The sequence below is a fragment of the Chryseobacterium caseinilyticum genome (assembly GCF_014837145.1).
Lineage (GTDB): Bacteria > Bacteroidota > Bacteroidia > Flavobacteriales > Weeksellaceae > Chryseobacterium > Chryseobacterium caseinilyticum.
Genome location: NZ_JACYFS010000001.1, coordinates 587,222 through 603,963, shown reverse-complemented (window position 1 = coordinate 603,963; position 16,742 = coordinate 587,222). Strand labels below are relative to the sequence as shown.

Here is a 16,742-nt window from a genome sequence, read left to right as displayed (position 1 = left end):
TGTTTTTATGAAAGTTTTGTTTATAAGTCTAAGCTGAATTTCTGCTCGCATTGATATTCCCGAATAATGATCTTGTAACAAGCTTCTCATAGGCTTCTTTATTTCCCTCACCTTTCTGAATTTTCATCAACGCATATTGCTGAATGCTCAGAAGCGGCAAAACAATTTTCTCACGGATTTTTACCGATTTTCTCGAAAGCGGATCTTCCTGCTGCAGAATGGTAAAACCTGTAAGTTCAAGCATAATATCTCTCGAAAGTTGATATTCATCGAAAAGAATGGTCCAGAATTCACCAAATTTAGAGTTGTTTTTGATATAATAGGTTAAAGGGAAATAAGTCTTGTTCATACTCATCATCGAGTTCAGGACTAAAGTTTTAAAGAAATCAGAACCTGAATACAATTGCTTAATTTCGTCAAACCTTCCCTCCTTTTTCAGCTGATTCATGGCATACCCAAAACCGAAAAATCCGGGAACATTCTGTTTCAGCTGAGACCAGGATCCTACAAATGGGATGGCACGAAGATCTTCAAATTTCAGTTCATCACCGCTTCCTCTTTTCGAAGGACGGCTTCCGATGTTCGTTTTTCCGTAATACTGAAGTGTACTCATCTCCTGCAGATATGGTACAAACATCTGATGAGCCTTTAAATCTGAATATTTTTTAAAGCTGATCTCAGAAAGTTCTGAAATTAAAATCCTTTCTTCGTCTGTTAAATCTTTTTTACTGCTTTTAAACACATCGTTTTCCACTCCGGCGGTAAGAAGTTGTTCAAAATTAAACGTTGCCTGCTCTCTATTCCCAAAAATACTGGTAATCGTCTGCCCCTGAATGGTTAATTCAATTTTATTATTCGCAATTGTTTTTCCCTGTGACGCGTAGAAATCATGGGTTTTACCTCCGCCTCTCGCAGGAGGACCTCCTCTGCCGTCAAAAAACACCACTTTGATTCCGTTTTTTTCTGAAATTGAAGTTAATACTTCTTTCGTTTTATAAATTTCCCAATTCGCTTTTAAATAACCTCCATCTTTAGTTCCATCTGAAAATCCGAGCATAATGGTTTGCTGATTCCCACGGTTTTCTACATGTTTTTTATAGATAGGATGAGCATAAAGTTCTGTCATCACCGATTCTGCGTTGGCAAGACCTTCCATTGTTTCAAATAAAGGAACGATATCCATTTTAATGTCTTCTTCACTATAACCGCAAAGTTTGAAAAATGCGTAAACATTCATCACATCTTTAATATCGTCAGAATTGGAAATAATGTAGCGGTTCATACCTCGCAAACCGTTATGCTGTTGAATTTCTGTGATCTGGCAAACAGTTTCCAAAGTATCTTTTACAATATCTTCAAAATCATTGATGTCGATTTTTTCTGATGCTTCAATCAGTTTTGAATATCTTGTTTTAAAATCTGCATCATCACTGCCAAATAATTTTGTGTAAACCGTATCAATTACCTGCTGATGAACCCTGCTGTCCTGTCTAACATCCAAAGTGGCGAAGTGAGTACCGAATATCTTAACGCGGTCTTTAAACCCTAAAAGAACATCATGGAAAAGTCCGTTATGGTGCTTCATTAAAATTTCTTCAGCTTCGTCAATCTTTTGAAGAATTTGTCCGGAAGTAAGTTCGTGATCTTTAAAAATGGCATCGTAAAGCATTTCACTCAGATCTCTCAAAATATCAGATACTCCTCTGAAACTCAATCTTCTTCTTACAAATTTAAGATGATTATAGTATGATTTTAGAATAGCAGAACGCAATTCTGAAGCAACCCTTTTGGTCACTTCAGCAGTCACAAAAGGGTTTCCGTCGCGATCACCTCCTGGCCAAAATCCCAGTTGAATGAGGTCTTCATGCAGCTGAAAATCTTCAGTAGAAAACGTTCTTTTTATCTTGGTAAAAAGATCTCCCACAGTTTCATAATAAACAAATCTCAGATAAGTAATGATGCTTAAAGCTTCATCGATGGGCGTCGGTTTTTCTTTATTCACAAAAGGTGTTTTCCCAAGTTGCTGCAACAAGGTATCAATTTGGGTTACAGAATCTGATGTAATTGCTGCCCTTAAATCATGAATGATTTTTTGAACAGAATTTGGATAAAACTGTGTTGGGTGTGCCGTAAATACAACTTTCACACTAAAATCTTCCAGCTTTTCACGCACTTTTTCCAGTTCATGATTATTGATCGCCTTTTCATATAAATGAGTGACTGTTCCGTTATCATTTTCCGCGTGCAGACTTGGGAAAGCAGCATCCTCAATACTGTCAAACAAAACGACCTGTCTTTCTATATATTGTATAATTTTAAATAAAAGCTCCAGTTTCTGATCTTCTGTCTGAAGATCGGTATGACTTTTAAAAAATTCTTCCACAATTTCTTCGGGAGTTTTGCCGGCTTCGTAACCATTTTTGCTTTCCTCATATAAAAAAGGAAGAAGCATCCCGATGTTGGTCATTTTATCATAGGGCAAACTCATAAAAAGTGAGTTGTAAATCTGAAACTTGTTTTCAACAATCTGTCTGAATTTTTCTGTGCGCTGGTCTTGTATCATACAACAAATGTAATAGATTTATAGCTAAAATAAATAGCTTTAACATTTAAAAATTATTAAATTTAACCCAAATTATACGAATGGATTCTAAATTTAATGATCTAATCATTAAATTTAATATCAAACAAAAACCCCAAACCTTTCATGAAAAAATCAGGATTTTTAGCTTTACTTATTGCACAGCTTTTTTGCGGTCAGATAGTTTCAACGCAAGATTACCAAAAGATTCCTGATGTTTTTGATACTCCCGAAAACCTCTATCCGTTTATTAAATCATCAGAAAATTTATCATATTGGAAAGCATTTACAAATCATTCAGATCCTGAAAAAGCGGTTTTGTACGAAAGCCAGTATCCAGAACCGATGACTATTCTTGAGCCGGTGCCAGAAAAAGGCTTCTTTCAGAAATGCAGTGGTGAAAATTGTTATCATTATATTATTGCCTGCAAAAATGATAGACCTGAATACTTTGCAGACGAAAAAGATCTGCGAAAATTTATCGGTGAAGTAGATAACATAGCAGAAGCCGTTTTAATAGCCAATACTCACGGTTTCTTAATAGACATTAATCATTTTGAAGGCGGATCTTTCAAAAAAGATGAACAGAATTTTTATCTGAAAACTTTTAAAACTAAAAAATGTCCCGACGTTAAAGAATCTTTTTTAATTACAATTAAACGAAAAAACGGACAGATAAAGCAACAGAGTAATGGAATCTATACCGTAAAAAAGACCTGTGAATAGAAAGTATCATTGAAAAATTAAAACAAAAAGAAGTTTTTACAACGATTGCGCCAAAAATCCCGATTTTCATTACCTATATTTCAAATTTATTTATATTTTAGCATATTATTAAAATTGTGAAAATGAAAAAACACCTACTTTTATTTGCCTTTTCTGCATTAGCTCTTAATTCTTGTAAAGATGATGACGTTTACGGCTACGAGTTGGATTTGCTGAAAGGTGACTGGAAGACAGAAAAAACCGAAATTATATCAGGAGCAGACAACACTACTGTACTTTCTACCGATATTCCAACTGGATGCAGTACAAAAAGTACGATTAATTTTAATACAAACAATCAGATTAAGATTCGGACTTATTCTGGCGCAAACTTAAATTCCTGTACATTTTTATTTACTGAAGGTACTTTTACATACAATGAAGAAACCAAAGATTTGGTGATGGATATTGCTGGTAACGGAAAGCAGCCTTATGAAGTTGTGATTTTGAGTAGCTCTGAACTGAGACTGAAACAAAAATCAGGAAATATTGATATCAATGGCGATCAGAAAATTGACGTCACATACATCAGACTTAAAAGATAAATAGTAACTCCCGAGCCTTTCGGGAGTTTTTTTATACCTTTATACTTCTAAAATTTAATTTAATGAATAAGATTTTTTCAGTATTCTTACTGATGACGTATGCCCTGTTTTTTGCTCAGGAAGAAAAACCAATGTACTGGCAGGAAATTCAGGAATTCAAAAAACAAAATCAGGAAGATCCTCCCGCAAAGAATTCAATATTGCTAATAGGAAGTTCATCTTTTACAAAATGGACAGACGTTAATGAGTATTTTCTTGGTAGAACTATTATCAACAGAGGTTTTGGAGGATCAAGGCTGACAGATTTAAATTTTTACGCTGAAGATTTATTATCTCCTTATCAACCCAAACAAATTATTGTTTACTGTGGTGAAAATGATTTTGCTGACAATGCAAAACTTGAAGCTGATGTTGTCGTTGACAGATTTAAAGCTTTTTACAAGAAAATCCGCAAAAAATTCCCGAATATCGAAGTTGATTTTATCTCTATAAAATATTCACCAAGCAGAACGCATTTATGGCCTCAGATGAGGGAAGCCAACAAGCAGATTGCAAAATTTATGTGGAGAGAAAAAAATGCTGAGTTTATTGACATTACAAGAATTATGGCTGATACGCATGGGGCAGTTCGCAAAGAACTTTTTGTGGAAGACATGCTTCATATGACACCTGAAGGCTACAGACTCTGGAGCATTGTAATGACACCTTATATGAAATAATATGGACAGACCTTCAAGAAACAATCCGCTTTTTAAAAAATCTCAGGAAATTTATGAAGCTTTAAAAACCATTACAGCTTTATTTCCGGAAGACAATGATTATCTGCAGGAAGTAAAACATAATCTTCTGGGCGACAGCATGATTATTCAAGCAAAAATTTCAGGTGCCGAAGCCGTGAAACTGTATGACATCAAAATGGAAAATGCAGCAATTATCAGAAAAGCAGCAAGAGATATCATGGTAGGTGGCAACTGTCTTGAAATGTTTGGATTTGAAGATGCCAAATATTACAAAGTGGTGCGTGAGCTGGTGGAGGAATTCAGAATTTTGTTTGCTGAATGGGTTGAAGGTTTTAATCCAAAACATTTTATAGTAGACGACTGGGGGCTCTTTAATCCACCAGGAATCGCCAGAGATTACGTTCAACGCGACGACGAACTGAATTTTCTTTACGAAGATGATGATGAGTGATTTAATGCAAAATCATTAATCTTATAATTAAACTCACTATTATTTGATAAAAATTTATTTTATTTGCAGACGAAACAAAATAGAATTATGAAAAAACTCTTACTATTTGCCGTAGCTGCGGGCTTTATCTTCAATTCATGTACTACTGATGACGATGACGATTTCACCAATGAATTTTCGCTTGTGGGCGTATGGCATCCTTCAAGAGAAATTGTAGTTTCCGGAAGTACAGGAATTACACTTTCTAATACAGACTACTCGCCATGTTACAAATCCAGTACTTTAGATTTCAAATCAAACAATACCGTAGTATCTAATATTTTTGAAAATAATATCAGCGGAAACTGCGTAAGCACAGGTATTGAAACTGTTTCTTACTCTTATGACCACAATGCAAGTAAATTAGTTATCGATGGTGAGAATATTGAAATTGTAAGCCGTACGCAAAACGAATTGCAGTTCGTAAGTCACTATGACGATGAAGACGGTGACGGCATAGATGATAAAATTATCATTGTAATCAATAAATAGCGAAAAAAACACTTCCGATCGGAAGTGTTTTTTTGTCTTATTTCTTACGTTTCGATTTCGAAATCGCTTTTTGCTGTGCTCTGTTGGCTCCGAACTTCTTGGGAGTTTTTCTTTTTGAAGGTCCGCCCCAGTTTTCTTTTTTGTTTTTATCTTTCTTTTCATGGAAAGCACCGCCTCCATCAAAAAGTTTAACGTGAGCAGGATTTTTCATCACGATCTGATCTTCTTCAGATGCAATTTTCTTTGGATTTATTTTCACTTCCTCAGGAAAATCAATGTAAGCCAACTCTTTGTCCATCAGTAATTCGATGTCCAATGCAGCTTCTTCTTCCTTTTTTGCCACAAAAGAGATTGCTTTACCGTCTTTGTCTGCTCTACCCGTTCTACCAATCCTGTGAATATACTGTTCCGGAACTTCAGGAGTTTCGAAGTTGATCACATGCGTAATATCTGAAATATCCAGACCTCTCGCCATCACGTCGGTTGTAATTAAACCTCTGATTTCTTCATTCTCAAAACGTTTCATTGCCTTGAGTCTGTAATTCTGAGATTTATTGGAGTGAATTACATCAAACTGCTCTGGAAAAAGCTCATTAATTTGGGTAAAAAGTAAATCTGAATGCTTCTTGTTATTCGCGAAAATAAGGACTTTTGACATGTCTTCATTGTTTTTCAGCAAATGCTCCAGCAAATTGATCTTTGTATTGAAGTTTTCAACTTTATAGGCAGTCTGCTCGATTTTCTCCAGCGGAGTTCCTGATTTTGCCAGTGAAATTTCTATCGGACCTGCAAAATACTGATCCAGCATTTCGTCAACAGCCTCAGTCATGGTTGCTGAGAAAAGAATATTCTGTCTCTTATCCCGCATCATTTCAAAAATATGCGTCAGCTGTGGTCTGAAACCGAGGTTCAGCATTTCATCAAATTCATCAATGATTAATTTCTGAACTTCTTTAAGAGAAATCGCATTATCAATCGCCAAATCCATGATTCTACCAGGCGTTCCAACTAAAATATCACAACCATCCTTGAATAATAATTTTTGGGTATTGATATTTTTACCTCCGTATATTCCAATTACTCTTGCAGTAAGATTTTCTGTCAGTTTTTCAACGATTTCTGTTACCTGAACCACCAATTCTCTTGTAGGAACCAAAACCACAACCGTAGGATTTCCATTTTTATTGTATTTCCAGGTCTTTAGAACCGGAAGTAAATACGCTAAAGTCTTTCCCGTTCCCGTTTGTGCAATTCCCATCACATCCCTTCCTGAAAGGATCGGACCGATACTTTTTTCCTGAATTGGAGTGGGCTCAAATAAATTTAAATCTGCTAAAACATCAAGAACCTTCACCGGAAGGTCAAAGTCTGCAAAAGTGAGTTTTTCCATTTTGCAAAGATAGGGAATTAATATTTGTATTTTGAAGGAGGAAGATGGATGAGAAAAGCTGGAAATTTTATTGCACAGATTTCACGAATTAACGCAGATTTTATTCTAAGCCTTCTGCAAAATCTGTAAAATCAGCGAGAGAACTTTTGTATCAATTTTTAAAGATAATCCAGACTAACCTACCCCCGTCTACAAGATTCTTTGGAACCGATGGTGATGAAAACTTTACTTGCGGGAAATTCTCAACAAAAGAATAACCACCAGCAAAACAGAAAAACAAAATCCCAAAACAGCAACCAAAGACATTTCTCCAATCCTCGGTCCGGATTCTGATACAAAAACAATCGCTGTGGCGATGATATTCGCACCTAAAATCATCGCTAATATTAAATTGACAACACTTGATTTGATTAACTGGTTCGTCTTTTCAATATTTTTTATTTCGCTTGTAACGGTAAATTTATTTTCGTCCAGCTTCTGAAGTACAGAGCGCAGTTCTTTTGGAATTTCATCTATGTTATCGGTGAAATTCATCATTTTATCCATTCCTGTTTTCAGAATATTTTCAGGAGTAAGTTTGCGGGCGAAAATCTTTTTTGTGTATGGTTTCAGGCTTTTAACAACATCTAAATCGGGATTTATACTTCTTCCGACACCTTCTATCAGACCAATTCCTTTAAACAAAAGGTAAAAATAATCGGGCATGTGAAGTCTGTTGTCTTTCAGAACATCTTTCATTTTGCTCATGACCACATTTGCGTCGATGTCTTTAAGTGACGAACTGTGAACAAAATCCAGAATTTCCTGAACGTCATTTTCAAATCTTCTTTCATCGGGAATACTGTAGCTCACCGACATTTTTTTCAGATAGCGCACGATCTTATGCGAATTTTTAGAGATAAATGCAATGATCAGATTTTCTAAAACCTCTTTATCATTCGGCTGAATTTTCCCTACAGCACCAAAATCTATAAAAACAATTTTACCATCTTTTTTCACCAGAATATTTCCGCCATGAGGATCTGCGTGGAAAAATCCATAATCTAAAATCTGAGAAACAAAAAGTCTTAAACCTACTTCAGACACGGTCACAGGATCGATATTATGCTCAAGAAGAGCAATTTTATCGGTTACTTTGATCCCGTCCACAAACTCCATACACAGCACGGTATTGTTTGAGAACTCATCATAAACTTTCGGGACATACGTTTCTTTATTGTTTTTAAAATTTCTGGAAAACTGCAGAATATTTTCTTTTTCGTTGACGAGGGAAAGCTCTTCCAACAATGATTTTTCAAAGGTCGAGATTGCCTGTTTCAGATTAAGTTTTTCACCTAAATCTGTGTAAGAATAGAGAAGTTTTATAATATCTTTCAGCAAGAGAAGATCATCTTCGATGTAGGTTTGAACGTTTGGCTTTTTAATTTTCAGGATAACCTTTTCTCCATCAAGAAGCTGCGCCTCATAAACCTGAGCTATGGAAGCGGTTGCCAGAGGTTTTGGATTGATAAATACAAAATGTTCGTCTGCAGTAATTCCGATTTCATTTTCGAGAATTTCTTTTACATTCAAATCAACCACTTCGACTCTGTCCTGAAGCTTCTGAAGTTCCTGAATCAGTTCCGGCGGCAGAAGGTCTTCCCGGTTGCTAAAGGTTTGCCCAAGCTTTATAAAAGTAGGACCGAGTTCCTCCAGAACCATTCTGATTCTTTCGTAAACAGTTCCTTTCGAGATCACTTCATCACTGTGAAAATCTGCATTTTCAGACTTTTTTCCACCATTCATTCTTGCCAAAACGTCTTTAAACCCATACTTACTGAGTACAGAAAACATTTTTGCTGATCTTTTTAATTTTCGCTGCTGCTTGTCGAACATGGTCTTGAAAATAATTGGTTCTAAGGTATTCAAAAAATGTTCCTGATGAAAGTTTTAATCTGAATTCTAAGAAAGAATTTATATTTTTGATTTGTGATGAAAAAATTATTATTCCTTTTAATTCTCAGCCTTTTGATAAATTGTATTTCAAGAAAAAATACAGAATATGTTCTCCGTGGCAATTACGTTCTGACTAAAGCAAAATTTTTCGATATAGAAACCAAAAATGGAATTCACATTTTTCATTTCAAAAATGATTCCATTGAAGGCGTTTTTACAAAGGTTGTTGATACAGCTTTTGCGAATAAGAATTACCGAAAAATTAAATTACATAAAAACTATACTCTTTTTCTTCAAAAACAAATGTATTCAGGTCACCATAGAACTACATTGGGAAGCATGACTATAAACAATATAGTTGTGTGGGATGAAGGCATGAATTCTGAATTTTTTGAAGACTGCGAAAATATTACAGGTAATCAAATTAATCCCCGGTTTACTCTAATAAAATATATTGCTCCTGAACTTTCAAAATAGTAAACATGAAAAAATTTATTTTATTTTTAATACCGTTACTCTTTTTATCATGTAAATCTTACGTCGTTAAAAATGTCAATTTTATATCTGAAACATTAGTTGTTTACGCTAAAATATCCCGGATTGATTCAACTGGAAATGATTATGTATATTTTCTGAAAAATGATACAATGAAAGCCTTTTTTACAAAGTCTAAGTTTTGTACAGAGGAAATGAGATCAGTAATTGACACTGCTCAGATATATCAACTAAAAGTTAAAACCGACGCAAAATTCAATTACTTATCAAAAACATACGGTGAAGTCTATTTTCACGAGGGGATAGATACAATTTTTAATTATAGAGATTACAGGTTGATTCTTCTTGACAGTCCGGATATTTGTGGGAAAACTATTCGTTGTAAAGAAAATCCTGAGTTCAAGGAGAAATTTTTTGAATCGATAAAATTCATTGATACTCTGATAAATTCAAATCAGGGAAAAAAATTCCGTGAAACCTTAAATTTTATTTCAAAATACACTCACGTTACAAGCGAAAGCCTGCTTAACTATGGGGGTATTTATCCCGGCGGAGTCTACAAAGATGATAAAAAAATCTGGCTTGACTGGTATGAAAAAAATAAATGTACCAACATTCAATTTAAAAAATAACCTTAATTAAATCACCCACAAAACCGTCAACACCAAGATCAAAGCCTGCCATCCCAAAATTAGGTAGAAAAATAGCCGGCTTGGTGCTGAAATACCTTTCAGTTTATCAATGATTCTATCTTTAATAATTTTGGTAAAACTTATGTTCTCATCTCTGAAATCTACTTCACTGAGTTCAACTTTTTTAAATCCGAAAGCAATTATTTTCTTAAACCATTTGTTTTCTTTTGAATCTCTTATTTCCTGCAGAATTTTCAGCTGAAGCTTTGTTTTATCAGCACCTTTCTGAAACAATTGTGGCTGATTGGCTTTTACTTTATTTAAAATTCTGTCAATAATCGGGAAAAGCAACTGTTCTCCTCTATCTGAAATTAATCTGTTGATCGTTCGGGTCATCACATATTTATTTCCCATTGAAAATAACAGAAACGGACTCGCAATCATATTCAGTAAAACCATTGCGAATGGTATTGGTCTTTGCGAAATCATAGTATTGACTCCCTCATTTCCATACATCTGACCCATGGCAATAAAAATTGTTGAAATGCAGATAATAAGAATTGAGATTTGCCCGATAAGGTTGATTTTAAGAAAACTTAAAGTGGCTTTGCTGAGAAGTTTCGCAACATATTTCAGTTCATCCGTAATGTTGCTTTTTGATTTTAACTGGTCTGTCATTTGTGTATTTTATCTGCAAAATACAAATAATTCGTAATAAACGTGAAATAATATTTTATCAAATTCAAAATTTATCCTACAAAAATTTATAAAAAAAAAGCAATTACCATCTTTGGGCAATTGCTTTTATACTTTGAAAAATAATCTTTATTTATAATTTATTTCATACAAATCAGTTCTTCTGTCTTTTAAAATCTGGACTGAACCGTTGTGGTGAAGATCTTTTAGTAAATTTAAATCCACATCAACAATCAAGGTCATTTCTGTGTTCGGGGTGGCTTCACCTTTCACAGCGTTGGATGGGAAAGCAAAATCGGAAGGGGTAAAAACAGCAGCCTGCCCAAACTGAATATCCATATTATTCACACCGGGAAGATTTCCTACACAACCAGCGATGGCAACATAGCATTCGTTTTCAATAGCTCTTGCGGCGGCGCAGTGGCGAACTCTCATGTAAGCATTCTGCGTGTCGGTAAGATAAGGTACAAATAATATTTTCATGCCCTGATCGGCTAAAATTCTTGGTAGTTCAGGAAATTCTACATCATAACAAATCACCAGTCCTACTTTCCCGCAATCGGTGTCGAAAACTTTGATCTCGCTGCCTCCTTTCATTCCGTAATATTTTTTCTCATTTGGAGTGATGTGAATTTTTCTGTACTCATCAATCCGCCCGTCACGGTGCATCATATAAGAAATGTTGTACAAATCATTGTCATCATAAAAAGGCATGCTTCCCGAGATAATATTTACGTTGTAACTGATCGCCAGTTCTGATATTTTGGTTCTGATATCGTCTGTCAGTTTTGCCAGTTCAATCATACTATCTCTTTCCGAAAGATGATTGAAAGGTGCAAGTAAAGGCGTGTTGAAAAGTTCAGGAAAAAGAACGAAATCGGCTTTGTAGTCGCCCATCACATTCACAAAAAATTCTACCTGCTCATAAAATGCATGAATATCTTTAAACTGTCTCATCTGCCACTGCACCAATCCCAGACGGATAACGCTGTCCTGCATGGTGTTGGGTTGCTTGCTGTAATAAATATTGTTCCACTGAAGGAGAACGGCATTCTCTTTCGAAGATTCGTCTTCGAGAAGGTATTTTTTAAGAACTTTAATAGGCAAAAAGTTGTTAGACAACTGAAAAGAAAGCACAGGATCATAAATCTCCTTGTCACGCACTTTTCTGATGTAATCTCTCGCAGATAACTCATCACTGTATTTGTGGTAATGCGGAATTCTTCCTCCCAGAACAATTGCTCTCAGATTAAGCTGTTCGCAAAGTTCTTTTCTCAGATCATATAATCTCCGGCCTAACCTCAGTTCGCGGTATTCTGGATCTACAAAAACTTCAATTCCGTAAAGCACATTTCCTGAATTGGTATGTGTGCTGAAACTATAGTTTCCCGTAATGTCTTTGTAAGTATGGTCATCACCAAAGTCGTCATAATTCACAATGATTGAAAGCGCGACTGCTGCCAGTTTTCCGTCTACGGTGATGCAGATTTGTCCCTGAGGAAATATTTTGGTAAGTTTTTCTATGCTTTTCTTTGGCCAAATGTAGTCTGACATCGTAGGATAAGCCCTTTTCATCGTTTTTACCAGCTCTTCATGATCTTCTACACTTAGATTTCTTGCGTCTATCTGCATAATTTTTCTTTTAAAATTAATTCTTTTAAAGTTTAAAAACTTTCGTTGCGGCTTTATTTAAACAATATTTAAACCAACCTGCACAGTTTTTGTACTTGATTTTGAAATGTAAAATATGAAAATTATCCCAATAATCCTTACTTTCTTTCTTGTTTTTGAAAGTTGCTCAAAAGAAAAGACAGATTTAAAAACCGAAAAGGAAAATACAGTCCCAGCCGAAAAACCCACTGTAACAAACGACAGTATTTCGATTTTATCTAAAGAAGATGTGCAGAAGTATTATGCGGAATTTGAAAATGATTTACAGAATAAAGCTTTAGATTCCACCTCTCTGGATTACGAATGCGATGGTAAAGACGGGCGGGTAATTTATTATTCTAAAAATAATGAATTAAAAATAATTAAACATGAATATTCTGAGTACAGTCATTATTCTGCGGTAGAAAAATTTTATATGAATAAAGAAAAGCCATTTTTCATTTTCCGGGATGAATCGGTCTGGAGTTTTGACGGAGGCACACTGGAAAAGCCAGAAACAAAAGACAACATCACAGAATCAAGAATGTATTTCGTTAATGGAAAAATGATTGACTGTCTTGAGAAAAAATACATTCTAAAATCTGCTGATAACGAAAAACCGGATCCCTCGAAATTTCCAAATCAAAAGTCTAAAGACTGTAAGTCTGAGGAAATGCTTTCAGAACTGGCAACATTTATCAAACATAAAAATGATAAAACAGACCTTAAAACCTGTCTTTAAAACAAAAAAGAGATTTCCCAAACCGGAAATCTCTTTTGTATTGTAGTGAAATGAGTGAAGATTAAACTTTCATAATTTCAGCTTCTTTCGACTTCAGATGATCGTCACAGATTTTCACATATTTATCTGTATAATCCTGAATAGTTGCTTCAGAATCTTTAATGATATCTTCAGAAACACCTTCTAATTTTTTCAGTTCTTTGATACCGTTTTGTCTTGCATTTCTTACAACGATCTTGGTATCTTCAGCTTCACCTTTAGCCTGTTTTGCAAGCTCTTTTCTTCTTTCTTCAGTCAATGGCGGAACATTCAGAATGATATTTTCACCATTATTGGAAGGAGCAAAACCTAAATTTGAATTGATGATCGCTTTTTCAATTGCATTGATAGCAGATCTGTCCCAAGGCTGAATAGAAATCGTCATTGCATCCGGCACAGAAACGTTCGCCACCTGATTGATTGGTGTAAGCGATCCGTAATATTCTACCATTACATCCTGCACCATAGACGTAGAAGCACGCCCCGCTCTGATTCTCTGAAATGCATGATCCAAATGCTTTACCGCTGCGTCCATGTCCTGTTTTACAGATTCTAATATAAGATCTAATTCTTCCATTATATATTTAAAATTTGAAAAGTTACACATTTATATGAGTAATAAGTGATGGGTAATAAGTGTTTTAAATTACATTCCCTCTCACCTGGTTCTTTATACTTTTTACCGGCTCTACTCCTAAAGATTCACCAATGTTCCTACAGTTTCTCCTTCAATTATTTTTAAAAGGTTTCCTTCTTTATTCATATCGAAAACGATGATTGGAAGCTTATTTTCGTGGCTTAATGTGAAAGCAGTCATATCCATCACTTTAAGATTTTTTTCAAAAACTTCGTCGAAAGACAATGAGTTGTACTTTACAGCATTTTCGTTTTTCTCCGGATCACTGTCGTAGATTCCGTCTACTCTTGTTCCTTTTAAAATCACTTCAGCATCAATTTCGATGGCTCTCAAAGTCGCTGCAGTATCAGTTGTAAAATAAGGATTTCCGGTTCCGGCTCCGAAGATAACTACTCTGCCTTTTTCAAGGTGTCTCACTGCTCTTCTTTTGATGAAAGGTTCGGCAACTTTATCCATTTCGATTGCAGACTGCAGTCTTGTTTTAATTCCTGCATCCTCCAAAGCACCCTGCAAAGCCATACCGTTGATTACGGTTGCAAGCATTCCCATATAGTCGCCCTGTACTCTGTCCATACCTTTTGCGGCTCCTGCCACACCACGGAAAATATTTCCTCCTCCTATCACAATTGCCACTTCACAACCTTTCTCAACAGCTTTTTTGATTTCTGCAGCGTATTCCTGCAGTCTTTCTGTGTCGATACCATATTGCTTATCTCCCATCAGGGCTTCACCACTCAATTTCAGAAGGATTCTTTTATATTTCATGTCTTTCAGTAATAATTTTAAGGCACTAATTTTTTTAAAATTAATTGTGCAAATATAAACATTAATACTAATTATTTTTTAGAAATTTTGCAGCTTGAAAAGTTTTAATTTAAGTTTAAATTCAATCAGAATGAAAAAGAAATCTGTTCCGAAAACTTACAGATGTAAGTAAAATAAATGCCTTTTTTGATTACGAGCTGAGAATCATTGGTAAACTTCAGATTATTTAACAATAATTCGGTTAAATACTTAAACAAATATTTTGATAAGTTCTAAAAAGGATTATTTTTGCATTAATTATATAATGAATTGAAGAAAGTTTTATTTTTCCCTCTCTTGCTCGCAGGTTTTGTTTCGTTTGCACAAAACGGAACGAATGTGTATCCTTTCTTAAACATACCTGTATCTGCCAGACAGGCGGCTTTGGGTGGCGATGCGATCTCTGTAAGAGATCAGGATGTGTCGTTTGCAATTGCCAATCCTTCCTTATTAAATAAGGATTCAGATATGCAGCTTGCTCTGAATGCAACTGCTTACCTCGCAGATTCAAAATACGGAACCATCGCTTTTGCAAAAGATATGGATAACGGTCATTTTCTTACAGCCAACGCAAGATATATGAGTTACGGAAATATCCCCAGAACCGATGAAAGTGGTTTTGAAATGGGAGAATTTTCTGCTTCAGATGTCGCCGTGGGTGCCGGATATGCCTATCAGTTTGAAGAAAACTGGACGATTGGAGGAGGTTTAAACTTTATTACTTCAAAAATTGATACCTACACTTCTTCTGCTCTTGCAGGAAATGCCGGAATCACTTATCATCACAAGAAAAACAAGGAAACTGCGTCTTTGGTTTTCAGAAATTTCGGTTATCAGTTTAAATCATTCAACGGAACCAGAGAAGATCTGCCGTTCAGAATTGATCTTGGATATACGAGAATTATTCCTAATTTCCCTTTAGCAGTAACTATTACAGCACACGATCTACAGCAGTTTGACATTTCTTCTGAATTGAACGCCAACGGACAGGAAGTAAATATTGGAAGAAAGATTGCCGATCACTTTTCTTTGGGAGCCGAACTTTTTCCTGAAAAAAGTTTCAACATCCGTTTAGGATACAACGTCAGAAGAGGGAGCGAGCTTGCAGTTGTGGATCAGAGAAATTTTTCGGGTCTTTCAGGAGGTTTCGGTATTAAACTTTCTAGATTCCGTTTAGATTATGCTCACATCAGATATCACAACGCTTCCAATGTAAATCAACTGGGTATTTCTGTGGATCTTACAAGCCGCCGTGGTGAGTAATTAAGTTCAAAAACTCCATAAAATATGAGATTTTATCTTACTCAATATTGATTTTGTAAGAAAATTTCTTGAAATTTGCCTTTATGAAAAAACCGGTAATCGCCATCGACGGATTTTCCTCTACAGGGAAAAGTTCTATTTCAAAGATTATTGCGCAGCGTCTTGAGCTTGTACATTTAGATACAGGCGCACTTTACCGTGGTGTTACTTGGTTTGCACTTCAGAACTGTTGCAGAGCAGACGGAACAGTTGATATCGGGGAGCTATTTAAAAACTTTGATCATATTCATCTTGAATTTAGAAATATCGGAAATGAACTGGTTCTTTTCCTGAACGAAATCAATATTACAAAAGAAATCAGAAGCAATGAAGTATCTGAAAATGTCAGCAATGTCGCAAAACAGGCTGAAGTGAGGGAATTCCTTCTGGGATATCAGAGAAAACTTGCTGAAAAAGGCGGTGTCATCATGGATGGCAGAGATATTGGAACTGTAGTTTTGCCAGACGCAGATTTTAAATTTTTCCTGACAGCGAGTATTGAAGAACGTACAAAAAGAAGATATCAGGAACTTTTAGGTCTTGGTATTACTGCTGATGAGAAGCAGGTGGCAGACAATCTGGCAGAAAGAGACCGTATTGACAGTGAAAGAGAAGTCGCACCACTCAGACAGGCGGAAGACGCCATCGTCATTGACAATACTGATATGTCCAAAAAAGAAACGATAGAAATGATATTGAATCATGTGAAGAACTTTTAACAGTTTTTATCATTCATTTGGTTCGATTGGTATATTAATTGCAAACTTAAAAAACATTAAACCGAATATATTAACCATTAAAAAAAAC

General features: G+C 35.3%; 17 protein-coding genes. 10 read left to right on the top strand and 7 right to left on the bottom strand.

All coding sequences use genetic code 11. The features are described 5' to 3' along the window. Nucleotides 1–28: 28 nt before the first annotated feature. Entirely contained in the window at nt 29–2,563 is a 2,535-nt protein-coding gene (locus IC610_RS02865) for a phosphoenolpyruvate carboxylase (RefSeq protein ID WP_191735147.1), read from the bottom strand. Nucleotides 2,564–2,707: 144 nt separating this feature from the next. Between IC610_RS02865 and IC610_RS02860 the strand changes: the two genes are divergently transcribed. The 5 genes from IC610_RS02860 to IC610_RS02840 all read left to right on the top strand — a co-directional run bounded on the left by IC610_RS02860 (nt 2,708) and on the right by IC610_RS02840 (nt 5,613). Next, entirely contained in the window at nt 2,708–3,307 is a 600-nt protein-coding gene (locus IC610_RS02860; protein WP_191735146.1) for a hypothetical protein, read from the top strand. A gap of 122 nt (nt 3,308–3,429) precedes the next feature. Further along, a complete protein-coding gene (locus IC610_RS02855; RefSeq protein ID WP_191735145.1) occupies nt 3,430–3,891 on the top strand; it encodes a lipocalin family protein in 462 nt (153 codons plus the stop codon). Between the two features lie 62 nt (nt 3,892–3,953). Continuing rightward, the gene (locus IC610_RS02850; RefSeq protein WP_191735144.1) at nt 3,954–4,610 is read left to right on the top strand and encodes a GDSL-type esterase/lipase family protein; all 657 of its coding nucleotides are present in this window, start codon (nt 3,954–3,956) and stop codon (nt 4,608–4,610) included. A gap of 1 nt (nt 4,611) precedes the next feature. Further along, nucleotides 4,612–5,082, top strand: coding sequence for a hypothetical protein (locus IC610_RS02845; RefSeq protein WP_228462844.1), 471 nt, complete (start codon nt 4,612–4,614; stop codon nt 5,080–5,082). An 87-nt stretch (nt 5,083–5,169) separates the two neighbouring features. Then, complete coding sequence (locus IC610_RS02840) at nt 5,170–5,613, top strand: lipocalin family protein (RefSeq protein ID WP_191735143.1); 444 nt, start codon at nt 5,170–5,172, stop codon at nt 5,611–5,613. 37 nt (nt 5,614–5,650) lie between these two features. Here the strand turns inward: IC610_RS02840 and IC610_RS02835 are convergent, their stop codons facing one another. Together IC610_RS02835 and IC610_RS02830 are read right to left on the bottom strand one after the other, a co-directional pair. After that, the gene (locus IC610_RS02835) at nt 5,651–7,003 is read right to left on the bottom strand and encodes a DEAD/DEAH box helicase (RefSeq protein WP_191735142.1); all 1,353 of its coding nucleotides are present in this window, start codon (nt 7,001–7,003) and stop codon (nt 5,651–5,653) included. A 225-nt stretch (nt 7,004–7,228) separates the two neighbouring features. Beyond that, complete coding sequence (locus IC610_RS02830; protein ID WP_228462843.1) at nt 7,229–8,836, bottom strand: ABC1 kinase family protein; 1,608 nt, start codon at nt 8,834–8,836, stop codon at nt 7,229–7,231. A gap of 138 nt (nt 8,837–8,974) precedes the next feature. Here IC610_RS02830 and IC610_RS02825 point away from each other — a divergent pair, with 138 nt between their 5' ends. Together IC610_RS02825 and IC610_RS02820 are read left to right on the top strand one after the other, a co-directional pair. Then, nucleotides 8,975–9,415 (top strand): hypothetical protein, encoded by a 441-nt coding sequence (locus IC610_RS02825; RefSeq protein WP_191735140.1) that lies wholly within the window; start codon nt 8,975–8,977, stop codon nt 9,413–9,415. A 5-nt stretch (nt 9,416–9,420) separates the two neighbouring features. Beyond that, the gene (locus IC610_RS02820; RefSeq protein WP_191735139.1) at nt 9,421–10,065 is read left to right on the top strand and encodes a hypothetical protein; all 645 of its coding nucleotides are present in this window, start codon (nt 9,421–9,423) and stop codon (nt 10,063–10,065) included. 6 nt (nt 10,066–10,071) lie between these two features. On the opposite strand, the gene IC610_RS02815 is transcribed toward IC610_RS02820, so the two are convergent. Both IC610_RS02815 and IC610_RS02810 read right to left on the bottom strand, forming a co-directional pair. Further along, nucleotides 10,072–10,743, bottom strand: a complete 672-nt coding sequence (locus IC610_RS02815) for a hypothetical protein (RefSeq protein ID WP_191735138.1) — start codon at nt 10,741–10,743, stop codon at nt 10,072–10,074. A 147-nt stretch (nt 10,744–10,890) separates the two neighbouring features. After that, nucleotides 10,891–12,393 carry a carbon-nitrogen hydrolase family protein gene (locus IC610_RS02810; RefSeq protein ID WP_191735137.1) on the bottom strand — a complete coding sequence of 501 codons (1,503 nt, stop codon included), beginning with the start codon at nt 12,391–12,393 and terminating at the stop codon, nt 10,891–10,893. A 115-nt stretch (nt 12,394–12,508) separates the two neighbouring features. Here IC610_RS02810 and IC610_RS02805 point away from each other — a divergent pair, with 115 nt between their 5' ends. Beyond that, the gene (locus tag IC610_RS02805) at nt 12,509–13,153 is read left to right on the top strand and encodes a hypothetical protein (protein ID WP_191735136.1); all 645 of its coding nucleotides are present in this window, start codon (nt 12,509–12,511) and stop codon (nt 13,151–13,153) included. A gap of 61 nt (nt 13,154–13,214) precedes the next feature. Here IC610_RS02805 and frr read toward each other — a convergent pair whose 3' ends face one another. Then, entirely contained in the window at nt 13,215–13,769 is a 555-nt protein-coding gene (gene frr, locus IC610_RS02800) for a ribosome recycling factor (RefSeq protein ID WP_191735135.1), read from the bottom strand. A gap of 117 nt (nt 13,770–13,886) precedes the next feature. After that, the gene (gene pyrH, locus IC610_RS02795; protein ID WP_056079254.1) at nt 13,887–14,594 is read right to left on the bottom strand and encodes a UMP kinase; all 708 of its coding nucleotides are present in this window, start codon (nt 14,592–14,594) and stop codon (nt 13,887–13,889) included. A 309-nt stretch (nt 14,595–14,903) separates the two neighbouring features. Between pyrH and porQ the strand changes: the two genes are divergently transcribed. Together porQ and cmk are read left to right on the top strand one after the other, a co-directional pair. Next, nucleotides 14,904–15,896, top strand: coding sequence for a type IX secretion system protein PorQ (gene porQ / locus IC610_RS02790; protein WP_191735134.1), 993 nt, complete (start codon nt 14,904–14,906; stop codon nt 15,894–15,896). Nucleotides 15,897–15,979: 83 nt separating this feature from the next. After that, nucleotides 15,980–16,654, top strand: a complete 675-nt coding sequence (cmk, locus tag IC610_RS02785; protein WP_191735133.1) for a (d)CMP kinase — start codon at nt 15,980–15,982, stop codon at nt 16,652–16,654. Nucleotides 16,655–16,742: the final 88 nt, after the last annotated feature.